We start from the raw sequence: 15,202 nt of genomic DNA on the forward strand, positions 1-15,202 counted from the left end.
AAAGAAAACAAATCCCTTACAATGTCCTTCTTTTTTTAAACACTTTAACATATAAACTTCCTTTCCCTCTCCTCCCCGTCCAAACTTAAACATCTGCCTGGGAAAACTTCCCTCCATAGGCATGAAAAGTTCCTTTCTTTCCTATTAAATCTTCAAATATCGACGATGTTTATATAAATATCGACGATATTTGTATATCTTTAGCCTGAAGATAAAGAAATATCGTCGATACGTAAAGAATTTCCAACCATTTAAAAAAGAATTCTCGCCGGAATGAAAAAGATTTTTCGGGCGGCTTTTCCCGTTTTCTTAGCCATTTTGTAAAGTCAATGCACCAAATATTCGCAAAAAACCTGCCCAAATGCCATCTTGTTTTGTACATTTGCAAGCATGAAACATAAAATAAACGGAGAATGGTAGAACTAATGGAAGAAGAAGTCGCCCAAGAGTTGGACGAACGTTGGCGGCAACGATTCGAGACGTACAAGCGGGCTTTCAATCGGCTAACCGAAGCCACCGAAATCGTACGAAACGAGCCAGACCATTTCTTGCTACGTGCCGGGCTCATCCAAACGTTTGAATATACGTTTGAATTGGCATGGAACACATTAAAAGATTATATGGAAAGCGAAGGAATCCATACGCCTACGCCGAAGTATACGCTTCGGAAGGCGTTCCAATGCGGATATCTTCAAGACGGGAAACTATGGCTCAAAGCGTTGAACGACCGTAACATGATGTCCCATTCCTATTACGAGGAAATAGCAAATACCGTGGTGATAAATATTTTAGACAAATACTATTCACTATTTAAACAACTTACAGAATGGCTGGACGCAGAAAAAGAAAACTCAGCGACACCGGGTTGACCGAAGACACCATCGAAGAGATTCGCCGCCTCCTGGGATGTTTTCTCCATATCGAAGAGGCTTTTGTTTTCGGCTCACGGGCAAAAGGAACTTATTACACCGGATCGGATATCGATATTGCCGTACGGGGTAAAGAGATTAATGACAACGACGTGGCAGCACTTTGGGCGGTGTTCGACGGTTCCCTGATTCCTTATTTTGTAGACATTGTCGATTATGAACACATCTTGGATTGCGGATTGAAGCAACACATCGACCGCGTGGCTATCCTTATTTACAAAAAAGAGAAAGCCCAAACGGGGAAAGTCCGGTGAAACTGAAAGATTTCGCCTCACTCGGCTTTTCCCGCATAGCTACTCATTCGTGATTATTCCCACGCAAATGTGACTAACAAGCCTTTATGGTCTGTAGGCCAAACGCCTAAGGGAAGGAGAAACTTATCTTGCGTCTCGCTGGGCACGCGCTTGCTATAGGCAATGCTTCCTTCATGTCCGAAGATAATGGCATCCTTTAAACGCAAACCTTCGTATGGCGCATAAAAGATATAATCAATGCGTTCGCGCTCATCAGATTTAGGAGTCCATGTAAGACGTTCGATTTCCTTGGCTGGATTATCGTCGGGAAACGTGATGCCCGGATGTGTCACCGGATTGGGATAAAGCGTACGGTAAGTATCTATGAAACCGGCTTTCTCTAAAAGCGTCGTCACGGTCCAAGGGATGACTAACCCATTATGCGCATAAAGGTCTTTCGTCTCTTCCGTCCAATCCAAGTGCGAAGGCTCATTGAAGTCGCCTCCTAAAATCACAACATAACCTGCCTCACGGTCCTTCTGGGCAGCTTCGATAAAGAGACGGATGGCATCATCGCGGAGGGAAGCATCGTTCACCTTCAGTACCTCTTCGACGCTTGTTGGAATAGGGATTTCCTCCCACGTCGAACCGTCATAACCTCGTACATTATAATAAGCATCGTTCAGGTAATCGAGATGCGCTGTATAAACCGCAACTTTCCGCCCGTGGACTTCCGTCAGCATCCGGTAAATGCTCCCATGGTCATCCTTTTCAGGAAAAACAGTAGTAGAATCCGTAATAGGATAGCGACTCAATAACCCCGAATCATACGAATAAAACGAATAATACGTCTCACCCCGTGCTTTAAGTGAAGCCGTAAGCCGAGCCGTAAAATTGGTGTCATGGTAATTACGCACTTCGCTCAAGGTTACGAAATCCGGCTTCAGGCGGACGATTTCATCCACAATAGCCTCATAACCGCCGGGTACAACCGTTCCTTCTTGCCAAATGTTCCATTGCAACACCGTAAACTCTTTCTCTCCTCCTGCTTTCGCCAGCCCCACACAAGCGACGAAGCATAATAACATCAAAATCCTTTTCATTCCTATTTTTACTCTATAGTTTAACAAATCTGTTTTTCAATTCCATTTTCCCATCGCGCCATACAAAAGGATAAGAACGAGGAAAGAACTTTTGTGTAACTCCTCCCGTAAAAAACGGAGCGCGCGATAGAGCTGCGTCTCAACTGTCTTTTCCGAAATATGTAACCGCTCGGCAATCTCTTTATGCGAAAGATGTTCTTCACGGCTTAGACGAAATATTTCCCGACGCGCTACAGGCAATCTATCTACTAATTGCTGAATATATTCACGCAACGAGTCAGCCTCCAATTTGTCTTCTAACGCAACTTCGTCGGTAAACGAAGCGGCTTCGGCTAAGTCAGAAAGCGACGCGACAAGCATCCGTTCGCTTTCTTTATACGCCAAATGTCGTGCAATCGTGAAAAGATACGCCTCGAAAGGTTGCGCGGGATCAATCATTTCTCGCCGCTCCCAAATCTTGAGGAAAACCGTCTGCGTCAAGTCTTCCGCCAATAGTTTGTCGCATAATAATGAATAGACGAAATGATATACCCGCGGATTATATTCCCAGAATATCACCTCGAATGCATGGACGTCACCTTGTTTTAAGCGGGTCAACGTCTCAAAATCTATCTTTGCAGAAGTTACAAAATTTGACATAAAACGTTCCATTATCTACTAAAATGCCGTAAAGATGGCAAAAAAGGAGACAACAGGCAAATTTTCATCGAAATTAAATAGCTTAAAAAAGGAATATTCCCTATTTTTGCCGACGGTAAAGGAATTTACCACATGAGAAGAATAACGTTTTCGTTTTTTAATCGTGCTAATTATGAATGTACAGAGTATTAAAGATAGCGCAGATAAAATCTGGAAACTCCTTCATGGAGAGAACCGGAAATGGGAATACCAAGAAATAAAGGAGGCATGCAAATTGTCCGACCGTGACCTAAATGCCGCCATGGGATGGCTCGCCAGCGAAGGTAAGATTCAATTCGAGTCCACGCGCGTCGGCGACCATGAGATTTTATACATTGAACTTAACTTTTATATCGGATAATGCGTATGAATAAACAAACTATCGGCATGAACGCCGGCATCCTTTGGAACCTGCTCAGCCAACAAGAGCGCTGGGAATACAACGAGTTGAAAGCACGCTCCGGATTGCACGACCGCGACCTCAACGCAGCCATCGGTTGGCTTGCCCGCGAAGATAAAATCCAATTCGAAACGGATGAAACCACTCATCGCGAGTATCTTTACTTGGCTGTTAATTATTATATAGGATAATCTAAAAAATACGAGACAAAAAAGATGGGGAATTTTTCCTTCTCCCCATCTTTGATATTCTCGTATTCATCAGAAGCAAATGCCCACACGGAAACCAAGGTTGTTACGTCCGTTCTCTTCGTAATTTAAGAGATTCGTCTGGTTCGTGGCATAGCTGTAGTAGACGGCGATATGGAATCCATAGCGATGGTATCGCTTTGGATTAATGTTCATACCGACTTCCGGCGAGACATAAAATCCCCACGGACGTTCGTAGTAGCCCGTCGTATTGAGATAAGTTGTATTTTGTGCATACATCGCACCTATTTTCCCGCCTACATACGGACGAACATAACCATTATCATATAAATAATAACGACCGAAGGCGCCAAATGGCACTTGGAAGGCAGAATGCTGCTGATCGGTCGTTAAGGCTTCCGTGGGCGAAAGTGAAATCGTCTCGCGTCCCACGTAGCGATGGTTCGTATGGAATGAAGCAAACAATCCGGCCGTCCATTCCGGTGTAATCTCATAACCGGCATCGAGGTTCATGCCCCAACCACTTATCTTGTTGGCGAAATCCGTCCCAATGGGCGCATTCATCTGCCAGTCGAGGCTGAAACTCAAATCATCAGCAAACGAACGGGCCTCTCCTTTCACACTGATTCCCAAACAACACACTATCATCAAACTATACAGTATCTTTTTCATCTCGTTATTCTCCTTCATTTATATGGCGGTTAATATAAGGCGATTGATTAAAGGATTGCGCAATGGCTCGTTGCACCAACATCATGTCGACGCGCGTATTCCCGGCAATCATACCCTCGCTACTGGCCAACCAAACGATTGGCAGGCGAGACGCGTTTGCCTCGTTATCGGCCGTACGCAAGTCTACCATCTCAAGGACGATATTTCCCGTATTGTATTGATACGTAATTGGGAAAGGATAATACCATCCGCCACCCCAATAGGGTCCCCAATAGTACGGATCCCACCAGCCATCCCAATAACCGCCCGTGAAACCGACCATATTCACCGTATTCTCCAAGTAAGTCACCTGGATGCCCAAGTCGGCATCCCTTTTCTCCGTGCTGCGCGTATAGCCCCGGTCGTCCATTGTGCGTTCCACTTGCGCGAGGAGCGCGTCGGCGTTCTCATCCGACCAATACGCGGCTTGCATTCCCTGTCCGGCCGTCAGAATACTGTCCGGCAAATAATAAGTCGACGCATTCGCGAAGTCCGTCTCCGCGTCGTATTGCGTATAGACTACAAAATCGCCATCCATCTCGCCAAGATCCGGGTCTTTCTCGCAACTGCTCAGCAAGGCTACCCCTGCGAGCATGGCATACATTCCAATCTTTTTCATTGTCATTTTCCTTTCTTTATTTTATAGCGCTGAACCTTTAAACACATTACTATGTGACAAAGGCAAGACATGTCCGCTTAATTGCAACTCGTTTGAATTGAAAGTCGGGCGAATAGACAGCTGCGCCGTACTACTTCCTTGCGGAAGCGAGATATCAATATCCGCCGAGATACCCGTTCCCGTCACATGAAAGGAAATGTACAGCGTCCCACGCTTACCGACCTTCTGCTTAAAGTTAGTCACATTTCCGTCCAACGTAATACCGCCCAAACCGTTTGGCCCGCCTACCGGAATATTGAAAGCTACCTGCACAGTTGCCTTATCGCCCTCCATCGCAACGAAATTCGTGTTGGGATTCACATAGGCCGTCGTCCCGTATTTAAACATAACACGATCGGCTTCCAACACAAACTGACGCGCTTCAATGGCCTTTTGCGCTTGTTCAAAATAGACAGAATCAAGAGCCGCCTGTTCTACCCGCATTTGTTCTTTCACTTTTGCCCTTTCCGAAGCCACATTTTGTGCGGCTACATAACTTAAACTAAGGAACAGGGCTATTCCTATTAAAAAAATCCTTTTCATTGTCATACTCATTCTAATTTGAAACTTTATCTCTTCAGACGTAAATAAGACAAATTCGCTGCCATTATAGTTCATCTTTTCCGCAGGATATATGCATAATTAACGCAAGGCATCAGGTTTTTAAGTTAATGGGGAAAGAATCCCCACTCCACATTCATGAACTTTCTCGATTATCGTTATAAATCCCATCATCCACACCGTCATTTCCGCATTCCACGCCGTGGATTTCAACTATTATTATAATGTAATAAGGGCACCTGGAATTCTAAAATCTGCCGCCTAAACATAAACAACATGCTGCAGTTTATAGTATGAACCATTCATACTCATTTGCATTAATAGATTATTTTCTGTTCTTTTCTCTTGAAAGAAAAGAACCAAAAGTTCAAGGCTGCGTCTGCTGGGCTACTCGCTTTCTGCACTCCGCTATTCGCGCCGCTTCGTTCCGCTCGCTCGCTTCACGCCCACCAGACAGAGACCGGTTCAATGGACAATTGACAATTGTCAATTGTTGATTGTCAATTGGATTGGCCTAACGGAAGCGGCGTAAAAGCAAATTCCGAGACGGAGCGAAAAGAAATCTCGGTTGTTTGAGCTGAAGGCGAGTTTTTCCGAGATTTCCGCTCCGCACCGCGATTTGTAGCCGCTGGAGTGTAAGCCTTGATTTTTTGGTTCTTTTTCATCAAGGAAAAAGAACGAAGAGATAAATCTAATATTTACTTTTGCAGTAAGACGTTCTTCACTGCGAAATCGATGTCCGATTTCGACATCAAACCTACATTGATTTTCGGCTTTCCTTGCATCGGGACGAAAAGCAACGTTGGGATAGAACGAATATTGAAAAGCGAAGCCAATTCCGGCTCCTCGTCCACATCCACCTTATAGACATAAATTTGATCTGCAAACCGTTCGGCCGCAGCGTCGAGCGTCGGCGCCAATGCCTGGCACGGTCCGCACCACGTGGCAAAAAAATCGATAATGGCAGGTTTGTCGCCCAAATATTTCCACTGACCGCTTTCTAATACGTCGGACACACGAGCCGCAAAACTTTCTTTGTTCAAATGAATCGTTCCCATAAGTTCAAATCTCATATTCTTTAATGATTAACTGTTGGACAAAAATAGGAAATGAAACGATACATGTCAAATATAAAATCTTTATCGCCCCATATAGGATATCGATGAATAAGTTTTTGTAACTTCGCCCCAAATCGAAATAAAATGGAAATAAATAGAGAATTTAAATCAAAAGTAGGCTGGATATACCACGTAGGATTGGGAATCTTGGCCATTTGTACGGTAGCCGTGTTCGTACGACACAGTCCGGTGTTTGTCATGATTGCCTTGTTGTTGGGGTTGATGCTGGCTATCCACATGCTGCTCAACACCTGGTACCGCATCACAGCGGACGGTTACCTCATCGCCCATTGCAGTATCTTTCCTGAAAAACGGATTAAAATAGAAGAGATAACAGCTGTGGAACGGACGGCAATGCCGGTCTCCAGTTACGCGCTTTCGCTCGACCGCCTGATTATCTATCAAGGGAAACAACCTTGGCTCCTGATTTCGCCCACCGACCAGAAGGAATTTGTGCGCTGCCTCAGGAAGTTTAATCCGGAGATAATAGTACGGAATTAATAAATCCTATAAACTCAACATAATATGACATACGATGTAGCCATTATCGGCGGAGGCCCCGCCGGTTATACTGCTGCCGAGAAAGCGGGGAAAGGTGGATTATCCACCATTTTATTTGAAAAGAATGCTTTGGGAGGCGTTTGCTTAAACGAAGGATGCGTACCCACGAAGACGCTCTTGTATTCGGCCAAAGTGTACGACACGATTAAGCATGCGCCGAAATATGCTGTAAGCGCAGAAAATGCAGCCTTTGATTATGCGAAAATCATCGCCCGCAAGAATAAAGTCGTCAAGAAACTGACCGCCGGCATCCGCATGAAGATGAAAGAAAGCGGCGTAGAGGTCGTCGCGGGAGAAGCCTTTATCCAAGGACGCACTGAAGACGGGACGATTACACTCACATGTGGCGAGCAAACTTATGAAGCCCGGCATCTCCTGATTTGTACAGGTTCGGAGACAGTCATCCCGCCTATTCCCGGGTTGGCCGAAACGGAATATTGGACCAGCCGCGAAGCATTGCAAAGCAAAGAATTGCCGAAATCGTTGATCATTATTGGTGGCGGTGTGATTGGTATGGAGTTTGCATCCTTCTTCCACAGCATGGGGACGGAAGTCATCGTCGTGGAGATGCTCGACAAGATTTTAGGCGCAATGGACAAGGAACTGTCCGATATGCTCCAAGCCGAATATGCGAAACGCGGCGTGAAATTCTATTTAGGACATAAAGTGACGGCCGTACACGGAACGGAAGTATCGGTAGAGAAGAATGGAGAAACTTTGACACTCCAGGGGGAGAAAATCCTCCTGAGCGTAGGCCGTCGTCCTGTGACGAAAGGATTCGGATTGGAAAACCTCGGCGTCGAGCCGTTCCGAAATGGCGTGAAAGTAAATGAATATATGCAAACCTCTCTTCCCAATGTCTATGCTTGCGGCGACATCACCGCCTTCTCGCTCCTGGCGCATACAGCTGTCAGCGAAGCCGAAGTGGCCATCGACCATATTTTAGGTCAAACACGCGCGATGAGTTATCGTGCCATTCCGGGCGTAGTGTATACCAATCCGGAAATTGCCGGCGTAGGCCAGACGGAAGAAGAGTTACAAGCCAACGGCACACCTTACACCGTGAAGAAAATCCCCATGGCCTTCTCGGGGCGTTTCGTAGCCGAAAACGAGATGGGCAACGGTATCTGCAAATTAATTCTCGACGGAGAGGGAACCTTAATAGGAGCCCATTTGCTCGGCAATCCGGCTTCCGAACTGATCGTCATTGCCGGTATCGCCATTGAAAAGGGTATGAAAGCCGAAGAAATCACCTCGTTTGTCTTCCCGCACCCGACCGTGGGCGAGATTCTCAAAGAAGCGTTGGGCTAAAAAGGTGCTAAAAATGAATGGCACACTGACAACACGGATTTAACAGATGACCGCAGATTCTTTTTAATTGATTTATAACCAAATAAATCTGTAATTATCTATTAAATTCGTGTTATCAATGTGCCATTTTCTATTTCGAAGTACCTGCTGTGAGCTAGAAAATAGTTTGAAAACCGTGCAAAATGCCATTTCGTGGAGGAAATTTCATTTTACAAGCCGTGCAAACCCCATTTCGTGAAGGAAATTCCATTTTGCAAGCCGTGCAAACCTCATTTCGTGGAGGAAATTCCATTTTGCAAGCCGTGCAAACCCCATTTCGTGGAGGAAATTCCATTTTGCAAGTCGTGTAAACCCCATTTCGTGAAAGAAATTTCATTTTACAAGCCATGCAAAGCCGTTGCGGGTCGACGAAATGGCATTTCTCACGCCATTCCACCTCCGTGCGTGTTCAAAAAGAGGAACCCCACAAAGAGCGTCAAGTATTCGCCCAGATATTCCCGCAGGATGGCGAGCGCGCGTTTGATATGGTATTTCACGGTATTGACGGAAATGCCCAATTCAGCCGCAATCTCGTCATTCTTTTTCCGTTCGTACCGGCTCTTCCGGAAAACCTGGCGGGATTCGGACGGAATGCTTTCGACCGCACGGATGATTTGTTCTTCCAATTCTTTCTCCAGAAGACACCCCAGCGGATGTTCATCGTTCGTACGGAAGAAAAGCGAAGCATCTAAAGATTCGAGCGGAAGTTCCGAGAAGCTCGTTTCATATTGTTCTTGTTTAGAAGCAAAATGATTCAAGCAACGATTACGCACCGCCCGCATCAGATAGGCACGCAAAGAAGTTTGAATATCTACCGTTTCCCGAATCTCCCAGAAATGAAAAATCACATCCTCTACGATGCTCTCCGCCAGAAAAGGATCGCCCAGATAATCGTTTGCCATCCGGCAAAGCACGCCATAATGATGCGCATAAAGCCAACGCCACGCCTTCGCATCACCCGCTTTCAGATGCCTGATGATTATCTGTTCGCTTACTTCCATTCCTATATTTTAATGTATAGATGTCGTTTATAAAGGAAATGACCCGGAATCCAATTGACGAACACAAACAACAAAGCCCATGCCAACGAGGCAGGATAATCGCCTAACAGGGGAATCAGCACCTCCTGCATCACAAGGTCGCCCCAACCCCAATAAGCAATCAAACGAGCCAAAAGCTCGGCCTGTACATAAAGGTAGAGAGGATTGACGCCAAATGTTTCGAAGAAACGCGTCCACCTTTTCCGTTTCCGGATGTCGATATCATACATCAAAAGCGCCAAGAGGAGCGAACCAAAACCGCACGTTACCAATACAAACGTACTACTCCAGATTTTCTTATTGACAGGTATCGCGTAATTCAATAACAAGCCACAAATCAACAAAAGACTACCCAAAACGAACAGGTTCAGAACTATCACTTCATGCCTTTTCCGTTGGGAAAGAATCATCTTCCCGACCCACATGCCAATCAACACATGCGCTACGCTACTCAATACACCCAGAAGCCCTTCTGGATCGAAGGCAATTACCGTACCATCTGCCATTACATCCCGATACAAATGACTCTCACCCAATACAACACGGTCTATCACCGCCACCAGGCTATCCGGCGTAAGTTCCAAACTATGCGAACCCAGAAGCAAAACGGAATGAACGACTAACAGCAAAACCGCTGTATGCAACAAGTATTTATGGGGAATAGAAAGAGCCGCCAACGACGCAAATCCATACGCCAATGCCAATCGTTGCAATACGCCTAAAATACGCCATCGCTCCCATTCCAAGCCTCCGAACATCGCTAAGCTCAACCCGTTTAACGCCAAACCGATGCAGAAAATCACCACCGTACGTTTCGCGATTTTCCACACGCACGCTCTGTTCCACGTGAAATCATATTTCCGAAGCGAGAAATAGGCCGAAATCCCCATCATGAACATAAAGAAGGGGAAAACCATATCGGTCGGCGTAAAACCGTTCCAATGCGCATGTTCGAGCGGTGCATACACATGTGCCCAATCCCCTGGATTGTTCACCAAAATCATACCGGCAATCGTGATGCCCCGCATGACGTCCAACGAAAGAAGTCTACTATTTTCCATTGATAATCTTTTTGATCTCATTCAACTTATTCAACGCCTCAATCGGAGTGAGGTTATTTACATCCAAGTTTTTAATTTCATCGCGTACTTGGCTCAAGATGGGATCATCCAATTGGAAGAAACTTAACTGGTAAGCTCCTTGCTTTTCGGTCTTTTTTAAGGCTTGTCCGGCGATGCCCTCTTCTTGCCTCTTCTCCGTCTCCAACACCTTCAAGATTTCCGAAGCACGGCTTACAATACTTTTGGGCATTCCGGCCATGCGTGCCACATGAATACCAAAACTATGTTCACTACCTCCGGGCACCAACTTGCGCAAGAAAATCACTTTGTTTCCCACCTCTTTGACCGAAACATTATAGTTCTTGATACGCGGGAAAGAACGTTCCATTTCATTCAATTCATGATAATGCGTCGCAAAAAGTGTCTTAGCATGTGCACGCGGATGTTCATGGATATATTCCACAATCGCCCAAGCAATGGAAATACCATCATAGGTGCTCGTTCCACGCCCTAACTCATCAAAGAGCACAAGACTACGCGAGGTCATATTGTTCAAGATATCGGCCGCTTCATTCATCTCGACCATAAACGTGGATTCACCGACCGAAATATTGTCGGAAGCACCCACCCGTGTGAAAATCTTATCTACCATCCCGATATGTGCACTTTCCGCCGGGACAAAACATCCGATTTGCGCCATCAACACAATCAACGCGGTCTGACGAAGTAACGCGGACTTTCCGGCCATGTTCGGACCGGTTATGATAATGATTTGTTGCTTGTCCTCATCCAGATAAACATCGTTCGCCACATAACTCTCGCCCGGTGGCATTTGTTTCTCGATGACGGGATGACGTCCGGCCTTGATATCAATCACATCCGATTCGTCTACCTGCGGACGGATATATTTGTTTTCCCCCGCTACTTTGGCAAAAGAAAGCAGGCAATCCAACTGGCCAATCAAGTTGGCATTGCATTGAATAGGTGCTATATATTCTGCCAAACACAACACTAAATCGTTGAACAATCGAGCTTCCAGTGAAAGGATTTTCTCTTCTGCCCCCAATATCTTTTCCTCATACTCTTTGAGCTCTTCCGTAATATATCGTTCGGCATTTACTAATGTCTGCTTCCGAATCCATTCTGCCGGCACTTTGTCTTTGTGCGCATTTCGCACCTCAATATAATAACCAAACACATTATTGAAGGCCACTTTCAAACTAGGAATACCCGTCCGTTCGATTTCCCGTTGTTGGATTTGGAGCAAATAATCCTTGCCGGAATAGGAGATGGCACGTAATTCGTCCAACTCGGCATTGACGCCTGAGGCAATGACACCGCCTTTATTTACCAACGACGGTGGATCGGGCTGTATTTCCTTTTCGATGCGTTCCCGAATCAAAGCACAAACGTTCAATTGTTCTCCAATACGGCAAAGTACAGGCTCGTCGCTCCCCATGCAAACACTCTTCATTTGTTCAATGGCACGTAAAGCCACTTTCAATTGCACTACTTCCCGTGGAGAAACACGGCCCACGGCTACTTTCGAGATAATACGCTCCACATCGCCCACCTGTTCCAATTGTTCGTCTAACAACGCCTTCGCTTCCGGATGTTTAAAGAAATACTCCACCACATTTTGACGTTCTTCTATCGGCTTGATATCCTTCAAAGGGAAAAGAACCCAACGGCGAAGCATACGTGAACCCATCGGTGAGATCGTCTTATCAATCACATCCAACAGGCTTTTCCCGTCTTCGTTCATCGCGCAAACCAGTTCCAGACTTCGTACGGTAAATTTGTCTAAGCGGACATAACGCTCCTCTTCGATGCGTGCCAACGACGTAATATGTGAAATATGCGTATGTTGCGTTTGGTCCAAATAGTAAAGGATGGCACCCGAAGCTACGATACCCAGCTTCAGATGTTGTACGCCAAAACCTTTCAAGTTCTTGGTCTCGAAATGTTTCAAAAGACGTTCCGTGGCCGCTTCGGAGGTAAACACCCAATCATCCATTTCATACACAAAGAAGCGCGACCCGAACAGGGCTTCAAACTGTTTCTTATGGTTTCGTTCGACAAGCACTTCCTTGGGAGAGAAATTGTTCAGGAGTTTATCCATATAATCTGCGTTTCCTTCGGCCGTCAAGAATTCACCCGTCGAGATATCGAGAAAAGCAATGCCACACCGGTCTTTCTCGAAATAAACCGACGAGAGGAAATTATTTTCTTTATGATTTAAGATATTATCGTTGATGGAAACACCCGGCGTCACCAATTCCGTAATCCCGCGCTTCACCAACTTCTTGGCCAACTTAGGGTCTTCCAACTGGTCGCATATCGCCACCCGTTTGCCTGCCCGTACCAGTTTCGGGAGATAGGTATCCAGCGCATGGTGCGGAAAACCGGCCATTTCTATAGCTGGCCCTGCGCTATTGGCCCGCTTGGTTTGAACAATCCCCAATATTTCAGCGCCTACGACAGCATCATCACCATACATTTCGTAAAAGTCGCCCACCCGAAACAACAAGATGGCGTCGGGATGTTGCGCCTTTATCTCGAAATATTGCCTCATCAACGGAGTTTCTACTACTTTTGCCACACTATATTCCTTCTTTTAATAAGTCCGGACAAAAATAGCACTTTTTCACGAATTTCGTACAGAAACGGAACGTTTCAATAGGCATTAATTATGCCGAATCAGGTCGGCCGACTGGCATTCTTCGCGTAAGAATGTTTCAATGTGCCGTTTCTTTTTCTCTTCCAGGATTTCGTTAATATCTATTAGGATACCTGTCTCTTCTACTTCGCCAAATTCATGGTTGATGGCCGTCCCAAAGACGCGCATTTTGGGCGAAAGGCTCATGTAGGCATTCACCAAAGGCGGGACGTTGATGCCGAACTTCCGTACCTCTTGGTTCAATACTCTGTAATTATCCTTGAAATTATCGTAATGGAAAAGTGCGCGCAGCTTCGCTTCGTCGGCATGCGTCTGGAGCGGATGGATAGGCGTCACCAGTTGTTCTTTATCGGCAAAATGGAGCTTGAGGAAATAGAGAATCATGTCGCGTGCTTCCGTATTGTAGGTGTTGTACATCGTCACTTTCCCAAAATAATATTGCAAATTCGGGTCTACTACCGAGAGCGCTCCCAGTCCGTCCCACAAGTTATCCAAGACAAACAATCCACGCGCGCTTCCGCTCCGCGTCGCTTGGTATTCGAGGGCCACAAACGAACGTCCTAACTCGACCGTCCGGGGCAAGTAATCTTGCACGAACTTATCCGAGAAGTCGAACAAATGCGACGTCGCCAAGACCGGCTTCCCCGCGTCGTCCATCCGCACGTCTGAACCGCAGAGGAACCGATATCCGCCCAAGATGGCCTCTTCGTCGGGATTCCAAACAATGAGCTGCCGGTAGGCATTGGGCATCGTGTCGAAGGCATCAATGTCGGTAGCTTGTCCCGTCCCTCCGCCATAAAAACGGAAGGCCAGCTCGCGCAACCGCCCGATTTCCCGCATGACGTTCGGCGAATCGTGCGCCGTCGTGATATAAATTTCGTTGTTCGATTTGTTCGTCCGCCTGAGCATCTTGTCTTTTGTCAGCTCTGCCTTCAATAGTTGGCGTTCAATGGGTGGGATTACCTCTTGTACCATGTTATTGTTGTTTTAGGTGATATACGATTTGCTTGACCCATTCCGCCCATTCCGCCGGTTTGCGTTCGGCTGTGAATGTTTGCCAGGCGATGGGTTCGCCGAAATAGACGGTAAAGGTCTTGTGCTTGGCGCGAAACATCTCGTCGGGCAGGTATACCATCTCGTAGTTCATCCGGATGCCCAACGCTTTGCGGAGGTTCGCCAGCCGGTAAAAGCGGGATGAGTTTTGTCCGTCGAAAAAGACCGGGACGATGTCGCGCTCATATTGGACGGCTTTCTGGATGAAGGATTTCTTCCATTCCAAATCTGCGACCTTTCCGTTCGTCCGCCGCGAGCAGAGCCCGGCGGGGAAGGTGATGATTTGGTTCTCGGAAGCATACGCCTCTTCTATCTGCCGCGCGTGCTGCTTGCCTTGTGCGCCGTGTTTGTTGATGGGAACGAAGATGGACTGCAGGTTTTCGAGGTAGAGCAGAAGGTCGTTTACCAGGTAACGTATCTGTCCGCCGTGCGCCTGTCCTATCAATGCCGAGAGGCAAATCCCGTCCAGCCCGCCCAGCGGATGGTTGGAGGCGAAGATAAATCGCCCGCCCGTCGGTATCGTCCCGCGTACTTCCAGCGTCAAATCGAAATAGCCGATGAGCGCCTGCATGAAGTCCACCCCGTCCAGGTCGTGGTAGCGCGTCAGGATATCGTTCAATTCCTCTTGGTGTATGATACGGATCAGGTAATCGACCACAAAGCCGGGTATTCGCCGCGCTGCCTTCGGGGCCTTTTGCCGTAACACTTGCCTGATATCTATTCGTTTCACCTCGTCTTTGTCCATACGATGCTTCGTTTGCGCTACAAACTTACATAAAAATGGACAAATGGACAATTAATAATGGACAATTGACAATGGACAATGGACAATTTTCCCCGTTCGTAGGGCGGGCAAA

17 protein-coding genes are annotated in these 15,202 nt (G+C 46.5%); 6 read left to right on the forward strand and 11 right to left on the reverse strand.

Translation table 11 applies throughout. The features are described 5' to 3' along the window. Window positions 1-413 precede the first annotated feature (413 nt). Window positions 414-869 (forward strand): nucleotidyltransferase substrate binding protein, encoded by a 456-nt coding sequence (locus B5F77_RS05655; protein WP_239445742.1) that lies wholly within the window; start codon window positions 414-416, stop codon window positions 867-869. After that, the gene (locus B5F77_RS05660) at window positions 827-1,183 is read left to right on the forward strand and encodes a nucleotidyltransferase domain-containing protein (protein ID WP_087328831.1); all 357 of its coding nucleotides are present in this window, start codon (window positions 827-829) and stop codon (window positions 1,181-1,183) included. The genes B5F77_RS05655 and B5F77_RS05660 overlap by 43 nt, the downstream gene beginning before the upstream one ends. A gap of 53 nt (window positions 1,184-1,236) precedes the next feature. Here the strand turns inward: B5F77_RS05660 and B5F77_RS05665 are convergent, their stop codons facing one another. Further along, window positions 1,237-2,265 (reverse strand): endonuclease/exonuclease/phosphatase family protein, encoded by a 1,029-nt coding sequence (locus B5F77_RS05665; protein WP_087328833.1) that lies wholly within the window; start codon window positions 2,263-2,265, stop codon window positions 1,237-1,239. A 36-nt stretch (window positions 2,266-2,301) separates the two neighbouring features. Next, window positions 2,302-2,904: an RNA polymerase sigma-70 factor gene (locus B5F77_RS05670; RefSeq protein ID WP_087328892.1), complete on the reverse strand. Its 603-nt coding sequence runs from the start codon at window positions 2,902-2,904 to the stop codon at window positions 2,302-2,304. Between the two features lie 172 nt (window positions 2,905-3,076). Between B5F77_RS05670 and B5F77_RS05675 the strand changes: the two genes are divergently transcribed. Together B5F77_RS05675 and B5F77_RS05680 are read left to right on the forward strand one after the other, a co-directional pair. Further along, window positions 3,077-3,304, forward strand: coding sequence for a winged helix-turn-helix domain-containing protein (locus B5F77_RS05675; RefSeq protein WP_087328835.1), 228 nt, complete (start codon window positions 3,077-3,079; stop codon window positions 3,302-3,304). A 5-nt stretch (window positions 3,305-3,309) separates the two neighbouring features. Next, window positions 3,310-3,534 (forward strand): winged helix-turn-helix domain-containing protein, encoded by a 225-nt coding sequence (locus tag B5F77_RS05680; protein WP_087328894.1) that lies wholly within the window; start codon window positions 3,310-3,312, stop codon window positions 3,532-3,534. 69 nt (window positions 3,535-3,603) lie between these two features. On the opposite strand, the gene B5F77_RS05685 is transcribed toward B5F77_RS05680, so the two are convergent. The 4 genes from B5F77_RS05685 to B5F77_RS05700 form a co-directional block, all read right to left on the reverse strand. Continuing rightward, window positions 3,604-4,242: an outer membrane beta-barrel protein gene (locus B5F77_RS05685; protein ID WP_239445743.1), complete on the reverse strand. Its 639-nt coding sequence runs from the start codon at window positions 4,240-4,242 to the stop codon at window positions 3,604-3,606. Next, entirely contained in the window at window positions 4,229-4,882 is a 654-nt protein-coding gene (locus B5F77_RS05690; protein WP_087328898.1) for a DUF4136 domain-containing protein, read from the reverse strand. Before B5F77_RS05690 ends, B5F77_RS05685 begins: the two co-directional genes overlap by 14 nt. 21 nt (window positions 4,883-4,903) lie before the next feature. After that, window positions 4,904-5,464, reverse strand: a complete 561-nt coding sequence (locus B5F77_RS05695) for a DUF4251 domain-containing protein (protein ID WP_087328900.1) — start codon at window positions 5,462-5,464, stop codon at window positions 4,904-4,906. A gap of 716 nt (window positions 5,465-6,180) precedes the next feature. Continuing rightward, complete coding sequence (locus B5F77_RS05700; RefSeq protein WP_239445744.1) at window positions 6,181-6,555, reverse strand: thioredoxin domain-containing protein; 375 nt, start codon at window positions 6,553-6,555, stop codon at window positions 6,181-6,183. A gap of 129 nt (window positions 6,556-6,684) precedes the next feature. Between B5F77_RS05700 and B5F77_RS05705 the strand changes: the two genes are divergently transcribed. Both B5F77_RS05705 and lpdA read left to right on the forward strand, forming a co-directional pair. Further along, window positions 6,685-7,101 (forward strand): PH domain-containing protein, encoded by a 417-nt coding sequence (locus B5F77_RS05705; protein WP_239445745.1) that lies wholly within the window; start codon window positions 6,685-6,687, stop codon window positions 7,099-7,101. 24 nt (window positions 7,102-7,125) lie between these two features. Next, window positions 7,126-8,472 carry a dihydrolipoyl dehydrogenase gene (lpdA, locus tag B5F77_RS05710; protein ID WP_087328837.1) on the forward strand — a complete coding sequence of 449 codons (1,347 nt, stop codon included), beginning with the start codon at window positions 7,126-7,128 and terminating at the stop codon, window positions 8,470-8,472. A gap of 422 nt (window positions 8,473-8,894) precedes the next feature. Here the strand turns inward: lpdA and B5F77_RS05715 are convergent, their stop codons facing one another. The 5 genes from B5F77_RS05715 to B5F77_RS05735 form a co-directional block, all read right to left on the reverse strand. Further along, window positions 8,895-9,512 (reverse strand): RNA polymerase sigma-70 factor, encoded by a 618-nt coding sequence (locus B5F77_RS05715; protein WP_087328839.1) that lies wholly within the window; start codon window positions 9,510-9,512, stop codon window positions 8,895-8,897. Window positions 9,513-9,514: 2 nt separating this feature from the next. Then, on the reverse strand, window positions 9,515-10,612 hold the full coding sequence (locus B5F77_RS05720; RefSeq protein WP_087328841.1) for a DUF5009 domain-containing protein: 1,098 nt from the start codon (window positions 10,610-10,612) through the stop codon (window positions 9,515-9,517). Next, window positions 10,602-13,214 carry a DNA mismatch repair protein MutS gene (gene mutS / locus B5F77_RS05725; RefSeq protein ID WP_087328843.1) on the reverse strand — a complete coding sequence of 871 codons (2,613 nt, stop codon included), beginning with the start codon at window positions 13,212-13,214 and terminating at the stop codon, window positions 10,602-10,604. The genes B5F77_RS05720 and mutS overlap by 11 nt, the downstream gene beginning before the upstream one ends. An 84-nt stretch (window positions 13,215-13,298) precedes the next feature. After that, window positions 13,299-14,267, reverse strand: coding sequence for a GNAT family N-acetyltransferase (locus tag B5F77_RS05730; protein WP_087328845.1), 969 nt, complete (start codon window positions 14,265-14,267; stop codon window positions 13,299-13,301). 1 nt (window position 14,268) lies between these two features. Beyond that, the gene (locus B5F77_RS05735) at window positions 14,269-15,090 is read right to left on the reverse strand and encodes a 1-acyl-sn-glycerol-3-phosphate acyltransferase (protein ID WP_087328847.1); all 822 of its coding nucleotides are present in this window, start codon (window positions 15,088-15,090) and stop codon (window positions 14,269-14,271) included. Between the last annotated feature and the right edge of the window lie 112 nt (window positions 15,091-15,202).

Origin of the sequence: Parabacteroides sp. An277 (assembly GCF_002159645.1) — a bacterium.
In the GTDB taxonomy this organism is placed as follows: domain Bacteria; phylum Bacteroidota; class Bacteroidia; order Bacteroidales; family Tannerellaceae; genus Parabacteroides.